Origin of the sequence: Paenibacillus sp. Soil766 (assembly GCF_001428105.1) — a bacterium.
GTDB lineage: Bacteria > Bacillota > Bacilli > Paenibacillales > NBRC-103111 > Paenibacillus_E.
Genome location: NZ_LMSJ01000012.1, coordinates 264,829 through 286,588 on the forward strand (window position 1 = coordinate 264,829; position 21,760 = coordinate 286,588).

Sequence of the window (21,760 nt, forward strand, 5' to 3'; positions counted from 1 at the left end):
CCCGCTCTTATCTCAGTCTGTCACGTTCTTATTTTCTTCGCTCATTTCTCAAGCATTTCTTTATATTTACCTGGCGTAATGCCTTCGACCTTCTTAAAAACACGTATAAAAGCGTTAATATCATTAAAGCCGACACCATATGCGGCATCTCCAACGGTTTGTTCTTTTCCTATGAGCAGCTGCTTGGATTTCTCAATCCGCACTTTATTGATTCGATCTAGTAAACCTTCTCCGACGTAATCCTTGAAGAGCTTGGATAAATACGTGGCTTTACGATCAAAATGGCTGCCAATCATCGTCACATTCAAGTTCACATCCGTATAATTGTGTTCAATATAAGTATTCACTTGCTCCACAAGCTGTTGAAGCGCCTTCTGTTTCGTTATCGAATTTGCATGTTGCCTCTTAGCAGCGGTATACGCACAGACTTGTGCAATCATATCATCTAGTTGGAGATCCATATCTTGGACGGTTTTCGCGTTCAAGAGGCGGTCCAGCTGCTTAGGATTGCGAATGAAAAAACTTTCCTGCATCCCGCCCGTGTCGTTAAGGCTTTTCATGATTGTGGTTACTAAGCCCATCATTAAACATTTGGTTAACGAAACGGAAATACCTGATCCTTCATAATTTTTCTCCATAATATCATGAAGAATTTGGCGAGCATCTGCCAGTTCTCCGAACTTCAAGGCATTGAGGAATTGTTGCTCCACGGCCATTGGATAATAATAACCTGAAGGATTATCACAGTGTGTATGAGGCTTGAGATCATTGTAGGCGAGAATTTCGTGCCCACCCATGACAAGCTTGTAGGTCATCGCATCCAAGGCTTCCAAGAAAGCTTGTGGAACACTTGAAATGTGTTCATTCACGTTACTGATAGCGATAGTAAGATGAATATCATAGGTGGAAGCAAGGAACGTTTGTGCCTCATCTGCAATACGTAGTAATTCCTCTTTGGCGCTGTGGCCATCTTCCATGGATAGATTCACTAAGCATGCAAGGGTATCATCAATTTCGGCCACGTAGCCGCGGTGTCGTTGTGAGACTAATTCTTCAACCACATTACTTACGATGAATTGAAGCAGCTTCCATTTCTCCTCGTCAGGTGTGTTTGTAATACGTTCGAAGAACGATTCACTTTTATCTGTGACGAAGAGCATGACCGCAAATTCTTTCCGATCCAGTTTCATATCAAAAGTCGTTAAGGCTTCCGCGATAGGTATTTTACCGTCAAGCTTACCTTTCAACAGCTTTTCTACAAAATGAGACCGCACAATATGCCGGTGTTGCTCCACTTTACTTTTGAAATCAGCCATCTCAATTAACGTACTATCCAAGGCCTCCTGAATGAAATGGAATTCATTGTAGGTTTTGCCGGATTCGAGGATCTGTTTCTTCGAAAAAGCATGAACTAAACGCCGAACAGGGTTGTAATTTCTTCTCAGGAAGAAGAATGTCAATATACCTCCGCCTAACAAGCTAATCAGCATGCTTAGATAAGTCAGGTTGCGGATATGTGAGGCCTTCTGCCAATAGGTCGTGCTAGGCATGATCGAAACGTATTTGAGCTTGGAACGCGGCGATTCAATATTAAACACTTCATATTTCTCACCGTCATTGCTTTTAAAATAGAAGTTCGTCGCTTGATCCAGATTCGGATATGGGAAATCGACAGGCATCGTGCCCTCAGAGCTGGAAGCTAGAACTTGATTCTGTTCATTAAGAATAAGGACATGGCCTTTATTGAAGATTTCCATGTTCTGAATGGCACCAAGAATGCGGGATTGATCGATCATAATGACATTCGTTGCGAGCGGTTGATCGTGTTCTAAGGGATATGTGCTAATATATGCAACTGTTTTCCGAAGGCTATTATCGTCGCCAATCCGGTACATCGGTATGAATCCTTTGAAATTGCTGTGTGTCATAATCGATTGCCAGGAAGAGAAGGAGAAATCATTGCTTTTATGCAGCGTCTCGTAAGCGAAATCTTTCGAACGAACGGTCGTTGGGAGAATGACAGACTGATTCTTGTTCAAGTACACATAGAAAGAGTCGATCAAGGGATAAGAGGTTTTGTACATAGAGAAGCTCTTCGCAATCTGATAGGTATCATAAGGAAGATCTTTCGGATAGGTTTCATACTTATTTGAATAGAGCAACTCTTGTACATTCACATTCCATGTGATCTCAAAATTGAGCTGTTCCATGGCTTTGAATTGGTTGTCCATGACTTCGCGGACTTGCTTAAGCAAGGAATCATTCGCTTGTTGGATTTCTTCCTTTAATGTACGGTTGGACTCTACATATACTAATAGACCAATCACTACTGGAAGCAGGAGGATGACAATATAGGAAATTGACCATGTTAAGACGATACTTTGTCCATTAAAAATGAGCTTCTTCCGCATAGGTAAGGCCCCCTTGCAATCTACTTGTCATTTGAGCACTGAGAAGTAGGAATGAATGCGCTCTCATACTATTGTATTTCCTTTCCTTCGTCTACGTCAACGAGGGAAAGGAGCTTTTTTCTGTGGGGTTATTCAAGGGTTTTAAAACGCTGCTTGCCGAAGAAAAAATAAAATAAAAATGAAATAACGGAGTACACAACAGCTGTGATGCAAAAGGCGTATGCATACCCGAAATAACTACCGTATCGGAAGACGAGGCCTGTACTGATTGGAGATGCGATAAACCAACCGAGGTTAAATACAGCCTCTCCGGAGCTTGAGGCAAGTCCGCGAAGCGAACGATGGACATAGCTCATTTTAATAGAATTATAGAAAGGATTAGCCGCGTTCATTAGCGCTTGACGGAATAAATATCCGCCGGATGATAGGTAGAAATTCGCTGAGAAGGCCGTTATGAGCAGAAAAGGAATAGAACTAAGCTGCAGATAGACAACTGACTTCACTTCACCATAACGTTTGGCAATCATCGGTCCAATAAGGAAGGCGACCCCTGTGGCGGCTTGTCCTAAGGCGACGACGATTCCAATTGCGGATTTCGACGCCTCAAAGCGATCCTCAAAATATACGTTGAGATAAGGCACGATCATCCCTCCGCCAAGGGAGGAGAGTAAACCAAGCAAACAGAAAATGGCGATGACTTGGATAGACGTTTTGTGCTCACGCCAAGTGGCTTTCCAGCTCAAAGATTCGCGGTGTGGTGCATCTTCTTCCTTCTCGAGATCACTTTTTTCAAATAAAGACATCGGAATGACACCAAGTGCTGCGATGGCGACGCCAATGAGCAAGGTATACCTTAAGCTATGAATTTCATCTACGCCTATTAGGAATTGGAAGAAATCACAAAGCACGCCACCGATGGCTATGCCAATGACATTGGCCAGCATAACTAGCGCCATATTGAGTGAGAAGAGATGAACCCGTTGCTGTGGCGTTGAGTTGTTGGCCATGAAAGGAAGAATCGTCGCGGAGACAACCGCTAGAGCCATGCCTCCTAAGAAAGCGGAAATCAGCATGCCTTCATGTAGTTGAATGAGTGATCGCGCAGTTAGTGCAGCAATTGTAAATATGAGACCGAAAGAAATGACACGCTTGGGACCGAAGCGATCGTTCATGATGCCCGCTGGGATGAGGATGATGGCTGCGGCCAAAGCTGTCATGCCTACAATGCTGCCGACCATCGTTTGCTCGTAGCCTAAGCTTCGTACATAGAGGTTGTACACAAGCCCGAACATGCTAATACCCAAGTTCCAAACAAAATTAAACCAGAAAAATAGCTTAATATTTCGGCTATAACCTTCGAGTTGAAGCTTCCATTCACGTAGTAGATTGATCATGCGATAATCCTGCCTTTGTATTTTGTGTCTAAATTGCAATCGCTTTGTCTATTCTACCACTGGTAAATACTTTTGAACACGGGAAAGACTTGATATATGTTCCGATCTGTATAATAATAAGTAGTCTAATCTACGAAGCAGGGAGCACATAATTGAAATGTCTACAACAACGAGTATTGTAACGGAAGAACAGAAACCGGAAGTTGAACAGATTGAGATTTGGAAATGTAAAGCAACAGAATGTAAAGCTTGGGTTCGCAAAGAATTCGTGACAGAAGCATTACCAACTTGCCCGCTTTGTAAAACACAGATGGTACGCAGCTACAAGCATGTACCGGTAGCAGCAAAAAAAGGAAATAAAAAGTTTCTTGTAGGAAAGAAACGGTTTTAATTCGGAATTATTGAAAAGTTTCTACTAATATTAGAGGTCAAGATCAAGAGCATCTTCAGCGAGGCGTGAAGAGTGATGCTTTTGGTCTTTTTTTTTGGAAAGAATAGCAATAGACAAGCATAGCATGGTAACGAGGGGGAGATGCTGTGATTGGGCCTACGATAAATGTGAGTGATGATACAGAACTCATGCTGAAAGAGCTTCAGGAACGTAAACAGAAATGGGATAAGCTCAAGCAGTTCCAACCGATCTTATCGATCACGACAGGAGCCAGTTTATTAATCGTCATTTATCTGTTATATCGGCAAGTTATCGTCCGTTCGGGCGGTAACGCGATCATGATATTGGATTTACTCATTTCAAATAAATTGTTATGCAGCTTATTGCTCGCCTGTATTTCACTTTTTCTGTATGCGTCTAATCGGTCGCGTGAAATGGAAAAGGCGAAGAGTAAATATGAAGACTTACGTATAGAAGCGATTGAACGTTTGGAGGCTTCCTGGTTGAAAGATGTGAAGTCAGAGGCAAGGGATCAAATTTCGAGCTTCCTTTCCAAGGAGTATGATATTAATATAGTCTATAAGAATTGATTTGGAAGAGTAAGGGAGCAACGGGTAAAGATGAGTTACATATGTCGATACATAGATGAAATTAGTCGTGTGAAATGGGAAGATATGCAAGCTAATTACTTGCGTGACGTGGTGTCGGCGGATGCCCCGAGGTTGGAAACTCGCTTTCGATCCTGCTGGACTGCGGATAGTCTGCATATCCGATACGAATGTGAGGATGATCATGTGGTGTCAACAATGACGCGGCGTGACGATCCACTCTATGAGGAGGATGTTGTAGAGGTGTTCCTTGACCCTTTCGGCGGCGGCACGACTTACTACGAGTTTGAAGTAAGCCCACGGGGCGTCTTGTTCGATGCGTTGATTCATAATACGCTGGATGGGAATAAAGAGATTGATACCTCATGGATGGCGAAGGGATTCCAAGCGACGGTAACTGAAAGCGCCGATGCCGATGGATGGCGAGTCTATGAGGTGCGGATCCCATTCGCGGATTTAGATGAGGCAGGGGTGCCTCATTCCGGAATGGTCTGGCATTGGAATGTATTCCGTATAGATGATGATCGCGACGGCGTTCGGCATTATTCAGCATGGTCACCAACGGGGATCGTCAATTTCCATGTTCCTCAGCGATTTGGGGAGCTTGTATTTGTGAAGGAATGAAGAAGGGTTCAACCACACCCCATTTCTCAGAATGGGTGGTGTAGACTGCATTAGTCCGATTTTGCCGACTTAATCAGACTATTCAAACCAGCAAAACATAATTAGTCCGAAAAAGCCTAACTAAATCACCCAAACCAACCCTCACATAGGGAAAATGGTGAAATAATTGGGCATAATCGGACTATTTACTGTTAGTAGCGAGAAATTCTCGATTTAGTTCGGAGAAATGGGACTAAAGATTCTACAGGAGACGAAATAGGTCGTGTATATCGAGTGTCTCAAGTAAAGTCTGCACGCATTATCTACGCGAACAAGTTACTCTTTTCCAAACCCCATGCTACCTACTTTAACAAGCTACTCTTACCAAACCCGTGACACCTACTTTAACAAGCTACTCTTTACCTACGCCTGTGGTATCTATTCCATCAAGCTACTCTTACCCCAGTGGCACTTACTCAAATAAGCTACTCTTTACCAACTTCAATAAGTGTAAGTCGAAAAAATCGACTTAGGGGCTTCCATAAGCCAAGTTACGCCCGAGCTAGTCGAAATAATCGACTATCTGAGGCACAAAAGGCCATGCCAAGCCCGAGCTAGTCGAAATAATCGACTATCTGAGGCCCAAAATGCCGTGCTGCGCCCGAGATAGTCGAAATATTCGACTATCTGAGGCCCAAAATGCCGTGCTGCGCCCGAGCTAGTCGAAATAATCGACTATCTGAGGCCCAAAAGGCCGTGCTGCGCCCGAGTTAGTCGAAATAATCGACTATCTGAGGCCCAAAGGCAGTGCTGCGCCCGAGCTAGTCGAAATAATCGACTATCTGAGGCCCAAAGGCAGTGCTGCGCCCGAGATAGTCGAAATAATCGACTATCTCATGCCAAAAATGCCGTGCTGCACCCGAGCTAGTCGAAATAATCGACTATCTGAGGCCCAATGGCAGTGCTGCGCCCGAGCTAGTCGAAATAATCGACTAGCCCGCACCACCAGCACCGCCCAAATCACTCCACTCGCAACACTTCGTGCAGCTGCTGCCAGGCCCAGTCCAGCTCATCCTTCGTGATGATAAGGGGGGGCGCTAAACGAATGATATGCTCGTGTGTTTCCTTGCAAAGCAGGCCTTTATCCTTCAATGCTTCGCAGAATGGGCGGGCCGGGACCATCAAATCGATCCCGATGAATAAACCGCGGCCGCGAATCTCCTTGATCAGCGGATTCTCGATTCCCTGAAGCCGCTTCAGGAAATAAGCCCCAAGCGCATCGGAACGCTCTGAGAGCTGTTCCTGCTCCAACACCTCAAGTGCAGCAATCCCGACGGCGCAGCCGAGCGGGTTGCCTCCGAACGTCGAGCCGTGTGACCCCGGCTCGAACACCTCAAGGACCTCACGATCTCCGGCCACGGCCGAGATCGGAAAAACACCGCCGCCAAGTGCTTTGCCAAGTACATACAGGTTCGGCGTGACGCCTTCCCAGTCGCTGGCAAAGCGACGGCCCGTGCGGCCGAATCCCGTCTGGATTTCGTCCGCGACGAACAACACCTGATTCGCCTTGCAGAGCTCATAGCTTTCCCGCAGAAACCCTTCCTGCGGGATCACAATGCCAGCTTCGCCCTGAATGGGCTCTACGATAAACCCAGCCGTGTTCGGCCCAATCGCTTCACGTAACGCTTCAACATCTCCGTATGGAATCATCCGGAAGCCCGGCGTGAAAGGCCCGAAGCCACGTTTGTATTCCGGAGACGAGGAGAAGGAGGTAATTGTCACGGTACGACCATGGAAGTTGCCTTCGCACACAATGATCTCAGCCTGATCAGCAGGTATCCCCTTGACATCATACCCCCATCGGCGAACTGCCTTAATCGCTGTTTCAACCGCTTCTGCGCCGGTATTCATAGGTAATATCATGGGTTTTCCTGTATATAGTGCCAATTTCTCATAGAACTGTCCAAGGATCTCGCTATGAAAGGCTCTTGAGGTCAAAGTAACTTTGCCAGCTTGTTCAACTAATGCGTTCAATATATGTGGGTGACGATGCCCCTGATTCAGAGCTGAATATGCACTCAGCATGTCCATAAATCGCTGACCTTCGGGGTTCTCAACCCAAACACCTTCGGCTTTGGAGATCACCAGCGGCAGCGGGTTGTAATTACGTGCACCATATTTCTCAGTTTGCTCAATAATCTTCGAGCTTTGTGTTGGCATAAGTTTTCCTCCCCGTAACATAATTCAAGGTTGTACTTCATTGTATTCTATTATTAGCGTACGATGACTTCTTGAGTATATAATTGAAAAATAGGCGAGGATTAGCAATCTTAGCTTTCTGTGCATATCTCTCATTATTAAGCAAAAAATAACCATGATAATGGACTTATTGCTGTTCCGTTCTGTTCTGATGTTCCGTTCTGTTCTGATCTTTCAGGTTGTTCAGGTTCAATCGAAGCTTTAGGAATGAAATATGAAGTGACAAAGGATGGTAGTCGAATGACTTTTCGCATCGAGAAAGACTTTTTAGGAGAAAAACAGGTCCCATCTCATGCCTATTATGGCATTCAAACGATGAGAGCAATCGAAAATTTCCCGATCACAGGTGTTACCATTCATGTTGAGCTCATCACGGCATTGGCGGAAGTTAAGCGTGCAGCGGCACAGGCGAATATGGATACCCATATGCTGCCTAAGAAAATTGGAGAAGCATTAGTTAAAGCTGCAGAAGAAGTGAGCAAAGGAAGCCTCGTAGAGGAATTTATTGTCGATTCCATTCAAGGCGGAGCAGGTACCTCCATCAATATGAATATGAACGAAGTGCTGGCCAATCGGAGCTTAGAGCTACTAGGTGAGGAAAAAGGAAGTTACTTCCACTGTAATCCGAATAATCATGTGAATATGTCCCAATCGACGAATGATGTGATTCCAACCGCGATCAAAATAGCTGCTTATCGCTTGTCGGAGCAATTAATAGAAGCTTTAACTTCCTTACAAGGTGCTTTCGCACGGAAAGAAATCGAATTCGATGATGTGATCAAAATGGGGAGAACACACCTCCAAGATGCCGTACCGATCCGTATGGGCCAAGAATTTGGCGCTTATGCCCGTGTTTTGATGCGTGATATTAATCGTATCAAGCAAGCGATGCGAGGGCTTCTAATCGTTAATATGGGAGCAACGGCCGTTGGTACAGGGCTCAATGCCAAGCCAGAATATGTGGAGCGCGTTATGTTCCATTTGAAAACGGCAATTGGTATTCCAGTTGAAATCTCGGAGCATCTAGTCGATGGCACACAGAATATGGATGCTTACACCGAGCTATCTGCATCGCTGAAAGTATGTGCAGTGAACCTCTCCAAAATATGCAATGATATTCGGATGATGGCTTCTGGACCTCGCGCAGGGCTAGGTGAACTGAAGTTGCCGCCTAGACAGCCGGGTTCTTCGATTATGCCGGGCAAAGTCAATCCAGTCATGCCAGAGGTAGTGAATCAAGTGGCATTCCAGGTCATCGGAAATGATCATACAATTTGTTTGGCTTGTGAAGCGGGCCAATTCGAGCTGAATGTCATGGGGCCGGTCTTAGCTTTTAATCTTTTGCAATCTCTAAAAATATTGCGAAATGCAGCCAGCGTATTCGAACGCTTCGCAATTGAAGGATTGGAAGCCGATCGCGAACGGTGTAAAAATTACGTGGAACAAAGCTTCGGTATCGTTACCGCATTAAATCCACATCTGGGCTACGAAGTTGCCGCGCAGCTAGTGAAAGAGGCGGTGCGCACGGGTCTTACCTTGAAGGAACTTATATTAGAAAGAGGACTTCTCACAACGGAAGAGATTGAAGAAATCTTGAATCCGATTCAGATGACTACGCCAGGTATAGCTGGCGACAGACTGCTGCGCCCCGCAGATTAAGTTAGCAACTAACAATACCCCCATCTCAATCGATGAGATCGGGGGTATTTGGTGCGTCACTGTGCCAGTCTTTCGAAAAAGATAATTCTATTACCAAAAGGATCAGTCACTGTGACTTCTTGAGTGTCCCAAGGTGTCTCGTGGATACCAGGACGAGAGTATTTCGATTTACGCGCTGCCAATTGGCTGTGAAAAGCTTCGATATCTCCCAGTTCAACGCGAATCGCGGCTCCAGGGGTGCAGTCACCGTGATGTTCCGATAAATGAATCGAGAGTGCATCCAGGGTAACTTCCATGTAAAGGGGCATATCAGGTTCAAATCGGTGTTCCCAAGCCAAGGTAAACCCTAGATAATCAAGATAAAATTCCTTGGCTTTCGTTTCATCAAACATTCGGAAAATAGGTGTTGCCCCTTTGATGCTCGGAATAAGATTCCCCTCCTATGCAGTCGATTATAAAATTTGATCACCGAAGAAAGAACTGATAAGGCTTACTGCTAATTCGGAAGTTTTGTTACTTTCATCGAGAAGCGGATTGACCTCAACGAATTCAGCAGACGTCACAATGCCGGCTTCATGCAGCATTTCCACTGCCAGATGTGCTTCTCGGAACTGAAGACCACCTTTGACGGTTGTCCCTGTCCCAGGTGCCTCTATGGGATCCACAGAATCGACATCATAGCTAAGATGAACGCCATCTGTTCTTATTTTAATATAATCGATGGCTTCTTGCATCACATAGGCCATTCCCTTGCGGTCAATATCGTACATCGTATAACATTTGATGCCCAGCGAGCGAATCAGCTTCTTCTCACCTTCATCCAACGAGCGAGCCCCGATGAGCACGATATTCTCAGGCTTCACTTTGGGGGAAATTCCGCTGATCTGGGTCAATAGGGGATGCCCAATGCCCAAGCTGACGGCGAGCGACATCCCATGTATGTTTCCGGAAGGACTTGTTTCTGGTGAATTTAAGTCCGAATGTGCATCAATCCATATGATCCCTAACTGCTTGTAATGACTAGCTAAGCCTGCGATTGTACCGATGGCAATACTATGGTCGCCACCGATAACGAGTGGGAAATAATTTTGGTTCGCGACATCAGAAACTTGCTTGGCTAATTGCGTATTTATATCAATTACTTCTGCGAAATGTTTTAAATTTGTGGTATTCACTTGTGCATCTAAGGGAGTTAGCTTCTCATTCAGGTGCAAATCTGAAACATGATCAACACTATAGCCCATTTGCTGTAAGGCGGGAAGTAATCCTGCTTCAAATATAGCTTTAGGTCCATGACTTGCACCTCGGCGACCTGCCCCCAGATCAAAGTTGACACTGATTGCAGCGATTTTTGGTGGGATACTCATCGGATCAACTCCTTCTGATGGATGATTGTGACAATAAATCCTCCGGTTGCACTCCTTTGACTAACATTCCCAATCTGCGTGTAACCATCCTTCTATAGGATATGAAGTTATATTTTCTTTGTTCTTGGGTAAATCCCTTTTAGTATCTGTGTACGATTCGCAGAAATTGATTAGTTCGACCAAGAAAGTTAAACTTAGAGAGATAAACTAAACGCTGAAAGTAGGTTACCATGTTAATCAATTTGGTTTTAATCGCAGTACTGATTGTTCTTACCGCTTTTTTTGTCGCGACAGAATTTGCAGTTATTCGGATTCGTCCAAGCCGCGTAGATCAAATGGTTGCAGAAGGCAAGAAAAATGCACTAGCTGTTCAAACCGTTACCTCCAATCTGGATGGCTACTTATCCGCGTGTCAACTCGGCATTACAATTACTGCTCTAGGTCTTGGTTGGTTAGGTGAACCTACGGTCGAGAAGCTCCTCGGTCCCTTGTTCGAAGGAATTGGTGTAGGGGAAACACTCTCGCACATTTTATCGTTTGGTATCGCTTTTTTATCCATTACCTATATCCATGTAGTTCTTGGTGAACTAGCGCCCAAAACGTTAGCCATCCAGAAAGCTGAAGCGATTTCTATTCTAACAGCTCCGTTCATTATCTTTTTCTATAAAATTATGTACCCCTTCATCTGGATTTTAAATGGTTCAGCCACACAGCTTGTAAGATTATTTGGCGTCAAACCAGCAAGCGAGCATGAAGAAGCGCATTCCGAAGAGGAAATACGCATTATTTTATCAGACAGTCTTGAGAGTGGAAAAATCAATAAGACCGAGTATGGATATGTGAATCGCATCTTCTCCTTCGATGAATTGTTGGCGCGTGAAATTATGGTCCCACGTACGGATATGATTTGTCTCTATGCGGATAAACCACTTGAAGAGAACATGAACATAATAATTAAAGAACAATACACGCGTTTTCCCGTAGCCAAAGAGAGTAAAGATCATATCATTGGATTCGTGAATACGAAGCAATTCTTCTTAAGTTACATCTCGAATCCAGATTTTAATTTCAAAGGTTTGCTTCAACCGATCATGACGATTCCTGAAGGAATGCCTGTGAAGTCCCTGCTCAAAAAGATGCAGCGTGAAAATGTACATATCGCTTTACTGATGGATGAGTATGGCGGAACCTCCGGATTGATTACAATTGAAGATATTCTCGAGGAAATTGTCGGGGAGATTCGTGATGAATTTGATAAAGATGAACTGAAAGAAATTGACAAGCTAGCGGAAGGACACTACGTTGTCGATGGCAATGCCTTGATCATTGAGTTAAATGCTAGATTGGGACTTGACATTATAGACGAGAACGTGGATTCGATCGGTGGCTGGCTATACAGTAAGCAGTCAGAATTGAAGATTGGTGAACAATGGCAGTATCAGGATTGGACGTTCATTGTACGTGAAAGAGACACGAATCGAATTCGCAAAATTGAGCTTCTTAAAAATTAGGTCACCAATACGCAAAAAGAGGGTTCCCCCGCCACTTCAATGGCTCAAGGGACCCTCTTTTCTATTAAAATGCCCAGTTTCCTTGGCGGAAGATCGGCACGATGGTGCCATCTGCGAGTTCACCGTCAATATCCATCTCGGCGGAACCGATCATGAAGTCGACGTGAATGAGGCTGTCATTCAGTCCTGCTTGCAGCTGTTCTTCTTTGGTCATCTGTGTGCCGCCTTCGATACAAGTCGGGAAGGCGCGGCCAAGGGCCAGATGGTTTGAAGCATTTTCATCATATAGCGTATTGAAAAAGATTAAGTTCGTGTTCGAAATCGGTGACACATGCGGTACAAGGGCGATTTCACCTAGGAAATGTGCGCCTTCATCCATTTCGATCATGGCTTGCAGGGATTCAAAGCCTTGATCTGCTGAATACTTCGTGACACGGCCTTGCTCGAAGGTGATCGAGAAGTTATCGATCAAGCTGCCTTGATAGCTCAGCGGCTTTGTACTTCGGACCGTCCCATGCGTTCCCAAGCGGTTCGGGGAAATGAAAACTTCCTCCGTCGGGATATTCGGGTTGAAATCGAAGTCGCCCGTTTCGTTCGTTGCCGAACCCCCACGCCAAATGTGCTGTGGTGGAAGCTCCACAGTAAGTTCGGTTCCTGGTGCGCGGTAATGAATTTTATGGAATTGCATTTCATTCAATTGTTCCCTTTTGCTGCGGAGAGTCGCGTTGTGATCCTGCCACGTTTGTACAGGATTTTCTTGATCTACGCGGGTAGCTTCAAAAATCGCATCCCATAGGGCAGTAACTGCAGCCTGATCTTCTAGATCAGGGAATACTTTCTGTGCCCAGGCTAGGGAAGGAACAGCAATGATGGACCATGTCATTTTGTAAGAGGACATGTATTCACGCCATTTGACGAGCAGGGGACCTGCCGCTTTCGCATTCGCTGAGATTCTAGCAGGATCCACATCTTTCAGCAGCTCAGGGTTGTCCGCATCGATCCATAAGTATGCGCCATTACTTTCAGCTAACTCGGTTAGTGCTTGTGCACGCCAAGCTGGGTACTCATTGAATGATTCATCAGGCGCGTGTGTATAGCGGATTTGGGTACAGACTTCATCCTGCCATTCAATATGTACATGTTTAGCGCCGGCTTCGTACGCTTTACAAGTGATAAGTCTTACGAATTCGGGGTGCCCAATTGGCGCATTAATCCAAAGCGATTGACCCCCTTGAATGTTGAGGGCTACTCGAACAGTCAGCTCCGCATATTTCTCAAGATTGTGTTCAAACGTCATTAGAAAAATCCTCCTTTTACTCCGTCTTGTTTGAAGTTTATCGCTCTGTTCATTGACTGTCAAATAAATTTTACAGTCTGATGAAAATCCTTATTTAAAATGTATCTGAGTAGTCATTGCATGGAATTTTGACATTTGTTTACACTAGGGGCAGGAGGTGAATTGCGTTCATGCGCTATGAATGGCTATTGGGCCTGTTGTTGCTTGCCCAGCCCAAAGAATTGCCTTTTCAACTATCGGATAACCCGAATGGGGAGAAGATGGCTCAGATTAAGCGAGAATCTTGTACGACCCATCTCTTGGATGTTCCGTTGGTTGATACACAGAAATTAAATCGGCTTGCCGAGCAAATTGACAAATCGATATACCGCAAGCCGATAAACGCTACAATTAGTGACAGCGGGGGCATTGTGAAAGAGATTGCAGGCGTTCGGTTGAATCGAAGCGCATTTCTCAATGAGTTCTATGGACAATTTTATTCAGAAGGACCCTTGAATGTGGCGTTACCGCTGCAAACCCTATATCCCAAAGTAGATAGTGAACTGCTTGCCAGCATTCGAGTACGTCCAATTGGCTATTATGTTACCTATTTTAATACCCGAAATAATCACCGTGTAACGAATCTTAAATTAGCCACCCAGGCAATCAACAATTATGTCGTGCAGCCGAATGAAACGTTTTCTTTCAATCGCGTTGTTGGCGTTCGAACACCGAGCAGGGGGTATATGTCCGCAAAGGTGATTGTAAGAGGGGAATTCTCCGAGGGAATCGGCGGCGGTATTTGCCAAATATCCTCAACGCTATTTAATGCGGTTGATCGAGCAGGTCTCACGATTATTGAGAGGTATTCCCATAGCCGATCCGTGCCATATGTGCCCCATGGAAGAGATGCTACCGTGAATTGGGGCGGGCCTGATTTTAGTTTTAGAAATGATTATAATCAGCCTGTATTAATTCGCGCGCATGTATTGCCTGGTTCTGTCCATATCAGCATTTCTTCGTCGGATGGGATTAATGTCAAATCTCGTCATGTTCCTGGTGCAACAGAAGCGATACCTGAAGAAATTGAAACGAATTCAAATGTGAAAAATTCGCTCCCTTAACCGCTAGGAGCCCTTCTCGAGGTCAAGATATGCATATTTTATGAAATAAAAGCACGAAATCGCAAGATTTCTGAGCTGATTTTTTGCTAATATAGATGGCAGATCATTCAGCTTGAGAAGGGTGGAAATTCCTTTATGAAAACGTTTTTAGACGAAAATTTCTTGCTTAACAATGAAACTGCTGTACATCTTTTTCATGAATATGCCAAAGAACTACCGATTATTGACTATCACTGCCACTTAAGTCCTAAGGAAATTTATGAAAATAAACAATTTAACAACATAACCGAAGCTTGGTTATATGGTGACCACTACAAATGGCGGATGATGCGTGCCAACGGTATCGACGAGTCCAAAATTACGGGTGAAGCTAGTGATTATGATCGCTTTGTAGCATGGGCTTCCACACTTCCAATGGCGATTGGTAATCCGTTGTACCACTGGTCCCATATGGAGCTTCAAACCTATTTCGGTGTGTACGATATCATCAATGAGCAGAATGCTCCAGCTATTTGGGAAAAAGTGAATGCGAAATTGGCTGAGGGTGGATCCCGCGCTAGAGACCTGATCACAAACTCAAAAGTAACCGTCATTTGTACGACTGACGATCCTGTGGATTCCTTGGAATACCACATCCTAATTAAAGAAATTGAAGGATTCGATACGCAAGTATTGCCTTCCTACCGTCCGGATAAGGCCCTCGAAATCAATCGCGCTACGTTCCTTCCGTGGATTGCGCAACTTGAAAAAGCGGTAGGCACGCCAATCCGCACCTATGATGATTTATTGGCTGGTCTAGAAAGCCGCGCTGTCTTCTTTGACTCTGTCGGCTGTAAAGTGTCTGACCATGCGTTGGATTATGTACCTTTTGCGGCAGCGACCAAAGAAGAAGTTGACGCGATCTTCGCGGCTGGTCTTGCGGGTCAACCAGTAAGTCTGGAAGACGAGAAGAAGTACAAAGCATTCACGCTCATCTTCCTTGGCGGTATCTACAAGAAATTGGATTGGGCCATGCAATATCATATCAATGCGTCCCGTAACAACAATGGACAAGCGTTCGCTATGCTAGGTCCAGATACAGGATTCGACTCCATTGGTGATAGCCCAGTTGCTGGTGCGTTAACGGGACTATTGTCCGCACTTGCAGTAGCGGATTCCTTGCCGCGTACCATTCTCTACTCCTTGAATGCACGGGATAACGAGATTCTTGCCTCCTTGATGGGCAGCTTCCAAGGCGATGGCATCGCTGGCAAAATCCAATTGGGCGCCGCATGGTGGTTCAATGATACGCGTGATGGCATGATCTCCCAAATGAAATCCCTAGGAAACTTTGGTTTACTTGGACGTTTCGTTGGGATGCTAACGGATTCCCGCAGCTTCTTGTCCTACACACGTCATGACTACTTCCGTCGCATTCTTTGCAACATGATCGGTGAGTGGGTTGAAGCAGGCGAGTTCCCGAACGACGAGCAGCTGTTGAAACAGTTGGTTCAAGGTATTTCCTACAACAATGCCAAGCAATATTTCAGTTTCTAAATGACGAACCTTTGTGTGAGCGTGAGCTTGCACGAAGGTTTTTTAATTTGTGGAAGGTTAGCGGTGGGCAGATGGTGGGGAGACTAAGATTGGCGAGAAAGTAGTGGAGTGGAGACTTATTTTGGCGAGAAAGTAGTGAAGTGTCGTGTGAGGATGTATGGAGACTTAGTTCGGCGAGATTAGTAGTGACGTGTTGCGTGAATAAATGGATTTTATACAGTTATTTTCACAGTTATTTCGCGAAAATGTGGATTAGATGGATTTTATGTAGTTAATTTAGTGGGAAATACTAATATGATCCGATCTCGTCAATTTAGCTGTATGTTTTCCATCTAAATCGTAAAATCGGGGAAATATCTTCGAAATAGCTGTACATTTTCCAGTTAAATGAATCGTTGCTTCAAGAAACGGTCCGCTGGTTCCACGCACACATGCCCCCACTACGCCAAAATACATACATGATCATTATCATGAGCGGATTCTGATTTCAGAGCTCACAGTGTTGATTGCGATGAGTGAGGGGCATTTCTGCCGTTTTTTTTAAAATCATTCGTCAAAAAGACACTTGTCGAATATCTCAACTTCTATAGAGTCGAGAAAGCGATGAAGTGTCTGGAGGATCCGAGGATCAAAATCATAGATGTTGCGAGTGAGGTTGGCTTCGAGAGTCCAAGTTATTTTATTAATACGTTCAAAGCGCTCAAACTGATGACGCCGACCGATTATCGTAAATGGATCAGAGCCCCAGATGCATCATCTTCCGGCATTGGAGCGGAGTCTGTGACGTCACCTGCTTGAATACACGCCCAAAGTGAGCGACGCTGTCAAAGCCGGCTTGTTCAGCAATGTGGATTACTTTGAGCTTCGTTTCCCTTAATAAACGTTGAGCTTCCCGGATGCGCAGGTTATTCAAATACTCGACGAACGAGAAGCCAATCGTATCCTTGAATGAGCGGCAGAAATAACTCGGGCTAATATGGAACTTTTCAGAGATTAGCGCAAGTGTCAGTCGCTCGTTGAAGTGCTCATTAATATAGGTGACGATCTCGAAAATCTTCGGATTATAAGCCTGTGGATGCTCATCCAGCACTCCGGGCTGATCCATAAGTCTCGAGCAGAATATCAGCAGTTGTGTAAGTAAGGCTTTGCTATTCAGCTCCCAACCGAGCTGCTCTTGCTGCTTTTCCCGCAATAAGCTGAAGAGTAAATTCTCAACGAGCGTGCGATTCGCGCCGGAAAGAGAGACGATATATTGCTTTAGACGAAATGGAGCGAGCGCTATCGTATAGTTCTCATCCTCTTTCATTGCGAGCCAGCGTTCCTCGAAATTGATTAAGATGCGCTCGTGAGGACGATCATTGGCATCAAGTGTTTTGTGGAGTGTATGTTTATCTATAAATACAAGGTCACCCTCTTGCATCGCATAGACGCGGTCTTGAATGAAATAATTGCGCTTCCCACTGAGTAAATAATAAATTTCATAGTGGTCATGGAAATGATTCACTAACATTGTGTAGGATTGCTCTCTGCGGATTCTTTCAATTTCGTAATGAAACAACATAGACACCCCTTAGATAAGTTTGGCCTCTCTATTTTACAGCAATATATGCAAGGAAATAAAGGAATGGGGTAATATTTGATTAGAAACACAACAAATATTGTATTAATCTAGCAATAAGAGATGAAATTCTTTTTAATCGAGAGGGGCAATAACTGATGAAAACACGTTATGCGATTGTAGGTACAGGAGGACGAGCTGAATTCTTCTATGGCTCCATGGTGAAGGATTTTCTAGATACATCGGAACTTGTTGCGATTTGTGATATTAATCAAACACGCATGAATTATACGAATGACAGGCTTGCTAAGAAGTATGAGTATCATGCTGTTCCTACGTATAAAGCTGACCAATTTGAGGAAATGATTCGCCAAGAAAAGCCGGATGTGATCATTGTTACTACGGTAGACCGTACACATCATACGTATATTATCAAAGCGATGGAGCTCGGTTGTGATGTTATTTCAGAGAAACCGATGACGGTTGATGAAGAGAAATGCCAAGAGATTCTTGATGCAATTAAACGTACAGGACGTCAGCTTCGCGTGACCTTTAACTACCGTTACGCGCCGCACAATACGAAAATTCGTGAGTTAATTATGGATGGAACGATTGGCGATGTCCATTCAGTACATTTTGAATGGTTGCTTAATACGGAGCATGGTGCAGACTATTTCCGCAGATGGCACCGTGATAAACGTAATGGCGGCGGCTTGCTTGTTCATAAGTCAACCCACCATTTCGATCTCGTTAACTTCTGGTTAGAAACGCAACCAGAGACGGTTTTCGCAATGGGTGATCTGATGTTCTATGGAAAAGAGAATGCAGAGAAGCGTGGGGAAACAAAGTTTTATCAACGTGCAACTGGGAATGCGAATGCTAAAGATGACCCGTTTGCCTTGCATTTGGATAAAAAACCGAGTCTGAAAGGTTTATATTTGGACGCCGAGCATGAGGATGGTTATCAACGAGATCAAAGCGTTTTTGGCGACGGGATCTCCATTGAAGATACGATGGGCGTGATGGTTCGCTACAAAAACAAAGCGATTCTGACGTACTCCTTGAATGCGTACTTGCCGTGGGAAGGCTTCAATGTGAACATTAACGGCAGCAAAGGCCGTATTGAAATGAAAGTTGTTGAGAAATCTTATGTGAATTCTGGTGGCGATAAAGCGGATGAGGGTGCGTTGAAAGCGAAAACGATTACGGTTTTCCCGATGTTTGCGGCACCTTATGAAGTTGAAATCGAAGAAGGCGTTGGCGGTCATGGTGGTGGCGATCCTGTTCTGTTGAAGGATATTTTCGACAAGCCATCCGACGATCGTTTCAACCGCGCGGCATCTCATGTAGATGGAGCGATGTCCATTCTTACTGGTATTGCTGGCAATATTTCATTGCGTACAGGGCAACCAGTTGCTGTAGATAAGCTTGTGAAATTTTAACCTGCGACGGAGGTTGAGCTAGATGTGGAGTCCTGACGCGAGTATGGAAAAGCTTTATCGCGCTTTCGAATTGAAACGCGAGCAGCGTCGTTCGGAAAGTGCTGAACAGGCGAGAGCTCATATGAAAAAACGCTTGACTGACTCCTTAGCCTTGACCATGGAAGGACAGGACGAACTTCGTCCTGTCCTTCTTGATCGTGTCGAGCTTGAGGATCATATTCGAGAGCGTATTGAAATCGGGACGTTTTGGGGCTTTCGGGTTCCCGTGTATGTGCTATTGCCAAAAGGTGATTCTCATAAACGAGCTGCCGTTCTTGCTCTGCATGGCCATGGTTACGGGAGTAGGCAAATCGTTGGCTTGAATGCTGATGGGACCGAGCATACGGGGAAATGGGATATTCATGGCAACTACGCACTAGAGTTGGTGAGGTGCGGCTTCGTCGTTGTTGTCCCTGAAATTCTTGGCTTCGGTGATCGGCGATTGGAAGTTGACCAGAAGGATGGACAAGTGGGGAACTCGTCTTGTCAGACGCTTGCCTCACATCTTCTGCTATATGGGATCTCTATAGCTGGTGTTCGTGTGCATGAAGCGATACGAGTATTAGATTACCTCGTGTCACGAGAAGAGGTAGATGCGAGTCGAATCGGTTGTTTTGGATTTTCGGGCGGTGGTTTACTTGCCGCTTACACAGCAGTATTAGATGAACGCATTCAGGCCTCGGTCCTGTGCGCTTTCACCAATACATTCAAGCGCAGCATCATGGGCGTGCGGCATTGCATCGATAACTATCTGCCTGGCGCGCTCGATTTCGCGGAACTGCCAGAACTAATTGGTTTGCTTGCTCCGCGCCCGTTATTCATCGCATCAGGCAGACAGGATCCGATTTTTCCTGTTGATGGTGTGGAAACAGCCGTTTCTTACTTGGAACGTGAGTATGCACTGGCGGGAGCGGCAGGGCAACTAGGCGTGCATCTCTATGATGGTATTCATGAGGTGGATGGCAGCCAAGCGTATCCATGGTTGGTTGAGGTTTTAAAAGGGTAAGCGGAAGCTTATATGGACGCGAATAAAAGAATAAAAAGACTACTGAAATCTTTCAGTAGTCTTTTTGCATATCAAAAGTCTCGATTAAGAACTTCCTACACTTTCTGGCGAACAATGCTTTCAATGATCAATTTATGTCCAACCACGACTCCAAGACGAATGACACCTGTTGTTCTACCGGAAATGATGTGGCGATGTCCATCTGCAATGTTTGTTGAGATTTGAAAACGATGAAAATGATTCACTCCTACACCGATGTTGAGGCCAGTACGACCCGAATAGGAATGACGATGTCCGTCAGCTGTTGTTGTAATGCCTTGGAAGGTGTGACGGTGTCTGCCATCCTCTGGGATTACAATATCACTTAAATTACCGAAGGAATGCCGATGATTCTGTACACGTGACGTTAAGCCCTCCATGCGATGTCTGAACTGTACAGGCCCGCCAGATCCTTGTTTGATTCTTGCCATTGTTCTAATCATCCTTTCGAGCAGAGATGATATTAAGGTATGCCATACATAGTGAACTGGCTTGGTCGAGAGGCTAGTGAGTATGAATATTTTTAAAATTTTGAAAGGTAGATTGAAGTAGATTCTGCATTAATTTCCGGCAGTCTTATTTGTGGGTCTGTACCTTCATAGGAATAAGAGCTTCTTTCTAATTAAATGCAATTATGCTAACCTTTGAGGAGGGAACTAGGAGGTGAGCTCGTTGAAACGCGTGCTAATAACAGGATACAAAGCGAATGAACTTGGCATTTTCTCATTGAAGCATCCTGGCATTCCGATTATCAAAAAAGCGATTCAAAAGCGGATCATCGCCTTAATAGATGACGGGCTCGAATGGGTTGTTGTAAGTGGGCAATGGGGGGTAGAACTGTGGGCGGCAGAGGCAGTGCTAGAGCTGAGAGAACATACCCATCCTGAGTTGAAGCTTGCAGTGATTACACCATTTCTGGAGCAAGAAGAGAAGTGGAGCGACGATAAAAAAGGGTGCTACGCAAGCGTCATGCAGCGTGCCAATTACGTGAACAGTATTACGAAGACCAAATACGAAGGACCGTGGCAGTTCAAAGAGAGGGACAAGTTCCTTCTGAGAAACTCTGACGGCATTCTGATGGTCTATGATGAAGAGACAGAGGGTTCACCGAAGTTTATGAAATTGCAGGCAGCTCAAATTGCCGAGCATCATACCTATCCGATCATAATGATCAATGCTTTTGATTTGCAAAATGTGGCCGAGGATGAGCACGGGGATTACGGCGGCGACATGCAGGATGACATGTCTGGGGATTCGGTCAGCGGTGGAGATAAGTGGCATTTTGATGATGACATTTAGGGAGGCTGACTCCCGCGGCCGGCATTCATTCTCATGAATAAATGGAAAACTTACAGCTAAATTCATCCTTTTAAATAGAAAGATTGAATTAAATGAAAAATATGTAGGTAATATTAGGAGTTTTATCTGAATCAGCATTTGCAGCTGAAAATAGCTGTAGGTTCATAGCTAATCAACAACCATCAAAATTCCCCCATGCACCATAGCTACTCAACAACCATCAAACTTGCCTCCTTGC

19 protein-coding genes are annotated in these 21,760 nt (G+C 44.8%); 11 read left to right on the forward strand and 8 right to left on the reverse strand.

Annotated features, from left to right (window positions below):
* Nucleotides 1-41: 41 nt before the first annotated feature.
* Together ASG89_RS10495 and ASG89_RS10500 are read right to left on the reverse strand one after the other, a co-directional pair.
* Nucleotides 42-2,411: a helix-turn-helix domain-containing protein gene (locus ASG89_RS10495; protein ID WP_057310528.1), complete on the reverse strand. Its 2,370-nt coding sequence runs from the start codon at nucleotides 2,409-2,411 to the stop codon at nucleotides 42-44.
* Nucleotides 2,412-2,539: 128 nt separating this feature from the next.
* The gene (locus tag ASG89_RS10500) at nucleotides 2,540-3,805 is read right to left on the reverse strand and encodes an MFS transporter (protein WP_057310529.1); all 1,266 of its coding nucleotides are present in this window, start codon (nucleotides 3,803-3,805) and stop codon (nucleotides 2,540-2,542) included.
* Between the two features lie 157 nt (nucleotides 3,806-3,962).
* Here ASG89_RS10500 and ASG89_RS10505 point away from each other — a divergent pair, with 157 nt between their 5' ends.
* The 3 genes from ASG89_RS10505 to ASG89_RS10515 all read left to right on the forward strand — a co-directional run bounded on the left by ASG89_RS10505 (nucleotide 3,963) and on the right by ASG89_RS10515 (nucleotide 5,428).
* Nucleotides 3,963-4,196, forward strand: a complete 234-nt coding sequence (locus ASG89_RS10505; protein ID WP_056616791.1) for a cold-inducible protein YdjO-related protein — start codon at nucleotides 3,963-3,965, stop codon at nucleotides 4,194-4,196.
* A gap of 146 nt (nucleotides 4,197-4,342) precedes the next feature.
* The gene (locus ASG89_RS10510; protein ID WP_057310530.1) at nucleotides 4,343-4,786 is read left to right on the forward strand and encodes a DUF2663 family protein; all 444 of its coding nucleotides are present in this window, start codon (nucleotides 4,343-4,345) and stop codon (nucleotides 4,784-4,786) included.
* 30 nt (nucleotides 4,787-4,816) lie between these two features.
* Nucleotides 4,817-5,428, forward strand: a complete 612-nt coding sequence (locus tag ASG89_RS10515) for a carbohydrate-binding family 9-like protein (RefSeq protein WP_057310531.1) — start codon at nucleotides 4,817-4,819, stop codon at nucleotides 5,426-5,428.
* Nucleotides 5,429-6,427: 999 nt separating this feature from the next.
* On the opposite strand, the gene ASG89_RS10520 is transcribed toward ASG89_RS10515, so the two are convergent.
* Nucleotides 6,428-7,648, reverse strand: coding sequence for an ornithine--oxo-acid transaminase (locus ASG89_RS10520; protein WP_321166489.1), 1,221 nt, complete (start codon nucleotides 7,646-7,648; stop codon nucleotides 6,428-6,430).
* A 258-nt stretch (nucleotides 7,649-7,906) separates the two neighbouring features.
* Between ASG89_RS10520 and ASG89_RS10525 the strand changes: the two genes are divergently transcribed.
* A complete protein-coding gene (locus ASG89_RS10525; protein ID WP_082592961.1) occupies nucleotides 7,907-9,325 on the forward strand; it encodes an aspartate ammonia-lyase in 1,419 nt (472 codons plus the stop codon).
* 56 nt (nucleotides 9,326-9,381) lie between these two features.
* Here the strand turns inward: ASG89_RS10525 and ASG89_RS10530 are convergent, their stop codons facing one another.
* A complete protein-coding gene (locus ASG89_RS10530) occupies nucleotides 9,382-9,744 on the reverse strand; it encodes a glyoxalase superfamily protein (protein ID WP_268795612.1) in 363 nt (120 codons plus the stop codon).
* Between the two features lie 33 nt (nucleotides 9,745-9,777).
* On the reverse strand, nucleotides 9,778-10,692 hold the full coding sequence (rocF, locus tag ASG89_RS10535) for an arginase (protein WP_057310535.1): 915 nt from the start codon (nucleotides 10,690-10,692) through the stop codon (nucleotides 9,778-9,780).
* Nucleotides 10,693-10,922: 230 nt separating this feature from the next.
* On the opposite strand from rocF, the gene ASG89_RS10540 reads away from it, so the two are divergent.
* Entirely contained in the window at nucleotides 10,923-12,203 is a 1,281-nt protein-coding gene (locus tag ASG89_RS10540) for a hemolysin family protein (protein ID WP_057310536.1), read from the forward strand.
* 64 nt (nucleotides 12,204-12,267) lie between these two features.
* Here the strand turns inward: ASG89_RS10540 and ASG89_RS10545 are convergent, their stop codons facing one another.
* Complete coding sequence (locus ASG89_RS10545) at nucleotides 12,268-13,500, reverse strand: aminopeptidase (protein ID WP_057310537.1); 1,233 nt, start codon at nucleotides 13,498-13,500, stop codon at nucleotides 12,268-12,270.
* Between the two features lie 170 nt (nucleotides 13,501-13,670).
* Here ASG89_RS10545 and ASG89_RS10550 point away from each other — a divergent pair, with 170 nt between their 5' ends.
* The 3 genes from ASG89_RS10550 (at nucleotide 13,671) to ASG89_RS38625 (ending at nucleotide 16,937) form a co-directional block, all read left to right on the forward strand.
* On the forward strand, nucleotides 13,671-14,603 hold the full coding sequence (locus tag ASG89_RS10550) for a VanW family protein (RefSeq protein ID WP_057310538.1): 933 nt from the start codon (nucleotides 13,671-13,673) through the stop codon (nucleotides 14,601-14,603).
* A 135-nt stretch (nucleotides 14,604-14,738) separates the two neighbouring features.
* The gene (uxaC, locus tag ASG89_RS10555; RefSeq protein ID WP_057310539.1) at nucleotides 14,739-16,139 is read left to right on the forward strand and encodes a glucuronate isomerase; all 1,401 of its coding nucleotides are present in this window, start codon (nucleotides 14,739-14,741) and stop codon (nucleotides 16,137-16,139) included.
* 528 nt (nucleotides 16,140-16,667) lie between these two features.
* Nucleotides 16,668-16,937, forward strand: a complete 270-nt coding sequence (locus ASG89_RS38625; protein WP_082592963.1) for a helix-turn-helix domain-containing protein — start codon at nucleotides 16,668-16,670, stop codon at nucleotides 16,935-16,937.
* Here the strand turns inward: ASG89_RS38625 and ASG89_RS10560 are convergent.
* Nucleotides 16,876-17,700 (reverse strand): helix-turn-helix domain-containing protein, encoded by an 825-nt coding sequence (locus tag ASG89_RS10560; protein WP_057310540.1) that lies wholly within the window; start codon nucleotides 17,698-17,700, stop codon nucleotides 16,876-16,878. The genes ASG89_RS38625 and ASG89_RS10560 overlap by 62 nt on opposite strands.
* Nucleotides 17,701-17,852: 152 nt before the next feature.
* On the opposite strand from ASG89_RS10560, the gene ASG89_RS10565 reads away from it, so the two are divergent.
* Nucleotides 17,853-19,139 (forward strand): Gfo/Idh/MocA family oxidoreductase, encoded by a 1,287-nt coding sequence (locus tag ASG89_RS10565; protein ID WP_057310541.1) that lies wholly within the window; start codon nucleotides 17,853-17,855, stop codon nucleotides 19,137-19,139.
* Nucleotides 19,140-19,161: 22 nt separating this feature from the next.
* Entirely contained in the window at nucleotides 19,162-20,184 is a 1,023-nt protein-coding gene (locus ASG89_RS10570) for a dienelactone hydrolase family protein (RefSeq protein ID WP_057310542.1), read from the forward strand.
* Between the two features lie 95 nt (nucleotides 20,185-20,279).
* Here the strand turns inward: ASG89_RS10570 and ASG89_RS10575 are convergent, their stop codons facing one another.
* Nucleotides 20,280-20,654, reverse strand: coding sequence for a YmaF family protein (locus tag ASG89_RS10575; RefSeq protein ID WP_057310543.1), 375 nt, complete (start codon nucleotides 20,652-20,654; stop codon nucleotides 20,280-20,282).
* Between the two features lie 241 nt (nucleotides 20,655-20,895).
* Between ASG89_RS10575 and ASG89_RS10580 the strand changes: the two genes are divergently transcribed.
* Nucleotides 20,896-21,522, forward strand: a complete 627-nt coding sequence (locus tag ASG89_RS10580; RefSeq protein WP_063867811.1) for a DUF1273 domain-containing protein — start codon at nucleotides 20,896-20,898, stop codon at nucleotides 21,520-21,522.
* Nucleotides 21,523-21,760 lie beyond the last annotated feature (238 nt).

What these genes read in the sequence shown, in the direction of transcription:
- ASG89_RS10495 (WP_057310528.1), bottom strand. Translation starts at nt 2,411, where the DNA reads ATGCGGAAGAAGCTCATTTTTAATGGACAAAGTATCGTCTTAACATGG.
- ASG89_RS10500 (WP_057310529.1), bottom strand. Translation starts at nt 3,805, where the DNA reads ATGATCAATCTACTACGTGAATGGAAGCTTCAACTCGAAGGTTATAGC.
- ASG89_RS10505 (WP_056616791.1), top strand. Translation starts at nt 3,963, where the DNA reads ATGTCTACAACAACGAGTATTGTAACGGAAGAACAGAAACCGGAAGTT.
- ASG89_RS10515 (WP_057310531.1), top strand. Translation starts at nt 4,817, where the DNA reads ATGAGTTACATATGTCGATACATAGATGAAATTAGTCGTGTGAAATGG.
- ASG89_RS10520 (WP_321166489.1), bottom strand. Translation starts at nt 7,648, where the DNA reads ATGTTACGGGGAGGAAAACTTATGCCAACACAAAGCTCGAAGATTATT.
- ASG89_RS10525 (WP_082592961.1), top strand. Translation starts at nt 7,907, where the DNA reads ATGACTTTTCGCATCGAGAAAGACTTTTTAGGAGAAAAACAGGTCCCA.
- rocF (WP_057310535.1), bottom strand. Translation starts at nt 10,692, where the DNA reads ATGAGTATCCCACCAAAAATCGCTGCAATCAGTGTCAACTTTGATCTG.
- ASG89_RS10540 (WP_057310536.1), top strand. Translation starts at nt 10,923, where the DNA reads ATGTTAATCAATTTGGTTTTAATCGCAGTACTGATTGTTCTTACCGCT.
- ASG89_RS10545 (WP_057310537.1), bottom strand. Translation starts at nt 13,500, where the DNA reads ATGACGTTTGAACACAATCTTGAGAAATATGCGGAGCTGACTGTTCGA.
- ASG89_RS10550 (WP_057310538.1), top strand. Translation starts at nt 13,671, where the DNA reads ATGCGCTATGAATGGCTATTGGGCCTGTTGTTGCTTGCCCAGCCCAAA.
- uxaC (WP_057310539.1), top strand. Translation starts at nt 14,739, where the DNA reads ATGAAAACGTTTTTAGACGAAAATTTCTTGCTTAACAATGAAACTGCT.
- ASG89_RS10560 (WP_057310540.1), bottom strand. Translation starts at nt 17,700, where the DNA reads ATGTTGTTTCATTACGAAATTGAAAGAATCCGCAGAGAGCAATCCTAC.
- ASG89_RS10570 (WP_057310542.1), top strand. Translation starts at nt 19,162, where the DNA reads ATGTGGAGTCCTGACGCGAGTATGGAAAAGCTTTATCGCGCTTTCGAA.
- ASG89_RS10575 (WP_057310543.1), bottom strand. Translation starts at nt 20,654, where the DNA reads ATGGCAAGAATCAAACAAGGATCTGGCGGGCCTGTACAGTTCAGACAT.